The following is a 4,426-nucleotide window of genomic DNA, read 5'->3' on the forward strand; positions in this document are numbered from 1 at the left end:
CCCCCACCCCCATCCGCACCCGCACCTCGCAGGCTCCCGATTCGAAGGATGTTCATGACCCAGGACACCCTGCTCGTCCACGCCTCCCACCCGGAGGAGGGCACCCGCTGGTGGCGCGACGCCGTCATCTACCAGGTGTACGTGCGCAGCTTCGCCGACTCCGACGGCGACGGCGTCGGCGACCTGCCCGGCGTCCGCTCCCGGCTCCCCTACCTCGCCGGACTCGGCGTGGACGCGCTGTGGCTGACCCCGTTCTACGTCTCGCCGATGGCCGACTTCGGCTACGACGTGGCCGACTACCGCGACGTCGACCCGCTGTTCGGCACCCTCGCCGACGCCCGCGGGCTGATCGCCGACGCGCACGCGCACGGCCTGCGGATCATCGTGGACGTCGTGCCCAACCACACCTCCGACCGGCACGCCTGGTTCCGGGCGGCGGTCGCCGCGCCCGCGGGCTCCCCCGAGCGCGCCCGCTACATCTTCCGGGACGGGCGCGGCCCGGACGGCGCCGAGCCCCCCAACGACTGGGAGTCGGTGTTCGGCGGCCCCGCCTGGACCCGGCTGCCGGACGGCCAGTGGTACCTGCACCTGTTCGCGCCCGAGCAGCCCGACCTGGACTGGGAGAACCCCGAGGTCCGCGCCGAGTTCGCGGACATCCTGACGTTCTGGCTCGACCTCGGCGTGGACGGCTTCCGCGTGGACGTCGCGCACGGCATGGCCAAGGCCCCCGGGCTGCCGGACGTCGGCCACCCGAACCAGGTCGAGATGCTCGGCACGGCCGTCCTGCCGTACTTCGACCAGGACGCGGTGCACGACATCCACCGCGAGTGGCGGCGCCTGCTCGACTCCTACGGCGGCGAGCGGATCGCCGTCGCCGAGGCGTGGGCGCCCACCCCGCAGCGCCTCGCCCACTACACCCGCCCGGACGAACTGCACCAGGCGTTCAACTTCCACTACCTGACCGCGCCGTGGGACGCCGCTCCGCTGCGCGAGGTGATCGAGGAGTCGATCCGCACCGCGGCGGAGGTCGGCGCGCCCGCGACCTGGGTGCTGTCCAACCACGACGTGAAGCGGCACGTCACCCGGTACGGCGGCGGCGAGACCGGGCTGCGTCGCGCCCGCGCGGCGGCGCTGCTCACGCTCGCGCTGCCCGGCTCGTCCTACGTCTACCAGGGCGAGGAGCTGGGCCTGCCGGAGGTCCTCGACCTGCCGGAGGAGTTCCAGCAGGACCCGCAGCGGCTGCGCGGCGAGGGCGCCGGCCGCGACGGCTGCCGCGTCCCGCTGCCGTGGGAGGGCGAGGAGCCCCCGTTCGGGTTCGGCGCGGGCCCCGCGTCCTGGCTGCCGATCCCGACGGGCTGGCGCGACCTCACCGTGGCCGCGCAGAGCGCCGACCCCGGCTCCATGCTCGCCCTCTACCGCGAGGCGCTGCGGCTGCGCCGCGAGCACCCCGCGCTCGGCGACGGCGGACTGCGCTGGGAGTCGGCCCCACCCGGCACACTTGTCTTCGTCCGGGAGAGCGGGGGGAGGCGGCTCGGGTGCGCGGTCAACACGGGCGGCGGGACGGTGCGGCTCCCCGCGCGCGGCACGCCGCTCCTCGCGAGCGGACCGGTCCGGCTGGAGGGCGGCCACCTGGACCTGCCCCCGGACACCGCCCTGTGGTGGGACGTCGAGGAGGGATAACTTGAAACCCATGACGACACGCCTGGCGGACATCGCGGCGCACGCCGGGGTGAGCGAGGCGACGGTGAGCCGCGTGCTCAACGGCAAGCCGGGCGTGTCCCCGACCACGCGCCAGGCGGTGCTGACCGCCTTGGACGTGCTCGGCTACGAGCGCCCGGCCAAGCTGCGCCAGCGGCGGGCCGGGCTGATCGGGCTGATCATCCCCGAGCTGACCAACCCGATCTTCCCGGCGTTCGCCGAGGTCATCGAGAGCGCGCTCGCCCGGCACGGGTACATGGCGGTGCTGTGCTCGCAGGCGCCGGGCGGCGTCGCCGAGGACGACTACATCGAGATGCTGCTGGAGCGCGGCGTCGCGGGGATCATCTTCGTCAACGGCCTGCACGCCAACGCCAACTCCGACCGGGCGCGGTACGCGCGGCTGCTGGAGCAGGCGCTGCCGATCGTGCTGGTGAACGGGTACCGGCCCGACATCGACGCGCCGTACATCTCGAACGACGACGTGGCGTCGATGGAGGCGATCGTCGCGCACCTGGCCGCTATGGGCCACCGCCGGATCGGGCTCGCGATCGGCCAGGACGTGTACGTGCCGACGCGGCGCAAGACCGAGGGGTTCCGGCGCGGGATGGCCGCGCACACCGGCCTCTCCTCGGCCGAGGTGGACGAGCTGATCGTCAACACCATGTACACGGTGGAGGGCGGGCAGGCGGCGGCGTCCACGCTGCTGGACGCGGGGTGCACGGCGATCTGCGGCGGCAACGACATCATGGCGCTCGGCGCGATCCGGGCGGCGCGGGCGCGCGGGCTGCAGGTGCCCGAGGATGTGTCCGTCACCGGCATGGACGACTCGCTCCTGACCGCCTACCTCGACCCGCCGCTGACGACGGTCCGGCAGGCGGTGCGGGAGATGTCGATGGCCGCGGTGAGCACCGTCCTGGACGAGATCCGCGGCGACCGCGCGCCCCGCACGGAGCTGCTCTACCGGCCGGAGCTGGTCGTCCGGCGGTCCACGGCGCCGGCTCCGGCGCCGGCCCGGCTCTCGCCCGTCCAGGAGGGGTGACCCGCCTGGTCGGGGCGGGCTGACCGGTGTCTGACCGGTCGTCGGGCGGGGTCTGACCGCCCTGCCCCGGCGGACAGGTTGTTGTAACGGTTATGTTTCGGCGCATTGACAGTGAGCCCCGTCACGGTCTTTCCTTCGTGGGAGCGCTCCCACACCACTGCAAGACACAACCTGAGAGGGGTCCGCCATGAGGGCCATCATGCGGCGCGGACTGAGTACGGCGATGGCGGCGGTACTCGTCGGCGGCCTCGCCGTCGCGTGCGGCGGCGACGACAACGACGAGGGAGGCTCCGACAGCGGGCCGGTCGAGCTCACCGTCGACGTCTTCGGTGAGCCGGGCTACGACGCGCTCTACAAGCAGTACGAGCAGTCCCACCCGAACGTCAAGATCAAGCAGCGCAAGGTCTCCACGCTGGACGAGTACAAGCCGCGCATCCAGCAGTGGATGGCCACCGGCAGCGGCGCGGGCGACGTCGTCATGCTGGAGGAGGGCATCCTCCCGCTCTACATGCAGCAGAAGACGAAGTTCGTCAACCTCTTCGACCACGGCGGCAAGGACCTGGAGAAGAACTTCCTGCCGTGGAAGTGGCAGATGGGCCTCACCCCCGACGGCAAGCAGCTCGTCGGCCTCGGCACCGACATCGGCCCGCTCGCCATGTGCTACCGCAAGGACCTGTTCAAGAAGGCCGGCCTGCCCACCGAGCGCGACAAGGTCGGCGAGCTCTGGGCCACCTGGGACCAGTTCCTGGAGACCGGCAAGAAGTTCCAGGAGAAGGTGCCCGGCACCAAGTGGCTGGACGGGCCGACCGCCGTGTTCCGCGCCACCGTCCTGCAGAACGCCGGCAACGGGCCCGGCTACAGCTTCTTCGACAAGAGCGACAACCTCGTCTACGACGGCAACCCCGCCGTCAAGCAGGCGTTCGACACGTCGCTGAAGTTCGCGGAGAACAAGCTCACCGCGGACATGTCGATCTTCACCCCGCCGTGGCAGACCGCCCTCAAGCGGGACACCTTCGCCGCCCTGCCGTGCCCGTCCTGGATGCTCGGCGGCATCGAGGAGTTCTCCGGCGACTTCGGCAAGGGCAAGTGGGACGTCGCCAAGACCCCGGGCGGCGCCGGCTACTGGGGCGGCTCGTGGCTCGCCGTGCCCAAGCAGACCAAGCACGCGAAGGCCGCCGCCGAGCTGGCCAAGTTCCTGACCTCCCCCGAGGGCCAGGTGGCCGCCTACAAGGCCGCGAACGTCTTCCCGTCCTCGCCGCAGGCGGCGCAGGACCCGGCGGTCGCGGGAGCGAAGAGCGCCTACTTCGGCGACGCCCCGGTCGGCAAGATCTTCGGTGAGCTGGCGGCCGGCGTGAAGCCGGTCCACCTCGGGCCGAAGAACGAGGACGTGCGGGCCGCGGTCGAGAACGTCCTGATCTCCGTGGGCCAGGGCAGGCAGAAGCCGGCCGACGCCTGGGCGAAGTCGGTGGAGGAGGCCAAGAAGGCCGCCAGGTAACCCCCGGCGACCCGTGACCACGGCGGCGGCGCCGCGCCGATACCTCCCCGCCGGCGCCGCCGCCGTTCCCCTCTCCGCTCTCCCCGCACCGTCCCGTCCTCGGAAAGGAGGCGCACGACGATGACCACCGATCTGCGCCCCAGCCGGAACGGCCCCCCGCCGCTCGACGGTGAGGGTATCTCGGTCTCCCGGGT

The 4,426-nt window shown here is 72.4% G+C and carries 3 protein-coding genes; all 3 read left to right on the top strand.

Annotated elements, in window-relative coordinates:
- Nucleotides 1–54 precede the first annotated feature (54 nt).
- The 3 genes from ETD96_RS41805 to ETD96_RS41815 all read left to right on the top strand — a co-directional run bounded on the left by ETD96_RS41805 (nt 55) and on the right by ETD96_RS41815 (nt 4,232).
- The gene (locus tag ETD96_RS41805; protein ID WP_138642016.1) at nt 55–1,680 is read left to right on the top strand and encodes a glycoside hydrolase family 13 protein; all 1,626 of its coding nucleotides are present in this window, start codon (nt 55–57) and stop codon (nt 1,678–1,680) included.
- 10 nt (nt 1,681–1,690) lie between these two features.
- Nucleotides 1,691–2,737 (top strand): LacI family DNA-binding transcriptional regulator, encoded by a 1,047-nt coding sequence (locus ETD96_RS41810; protein WP_138642017.1) that lies wholly within the window; start codon nt 1,691–1,693, stop codon nt 2,735–2,737.
- A gap of 187 nt (nt 2,738–2,924) precedes the next feature.
- Complete coding sequence (locus ETD96_RS41815) at nt 2,925–4,232, top strand: ABC transporter substrate-binding protein (RefSeq protein ID WP_171069500.1); 1,308 nt, start codon at nt 2,925–2,927, stop codon at nt 4,230–4,232.
- The last annotated feature ends 194 nt before the right edge of the window (nt 4,233–4,426 follow it).

Source organism: Actinomadura geliboluensis, from assembly GCF_005889745.1.
Classification (GTDB): domain Bacteria; phylum Actinomycetota; class Actinomycetes; order Streptosporangiales; family Streptosporangiaceae; genus Spirillospora; species Spirillospora geliboluensis.

Coding starts and splice junctions, on each gene's coding strand:
- ETD96_RS41815 (WP_171069500.1), top strand. CDS start 2,925: ATGAGGGCCATCATGCGGCGCGGACTGAGTACGGCGATGGCGGCGGTA.
- ETD96_RS41810 (WP_138642017.1), top strand. CDS start 1,691: ATGACGACACGCCTGGCGGACATCGCGGCGCACGCCGGGGTGAGCGAG.
- ETD96_RS41805 (WP_138642016.1), top strand. CDS start 55: ATGACCCAGGACACCCTGCTCGTCCACGCCTCCCACCCGGAGGAGGGC.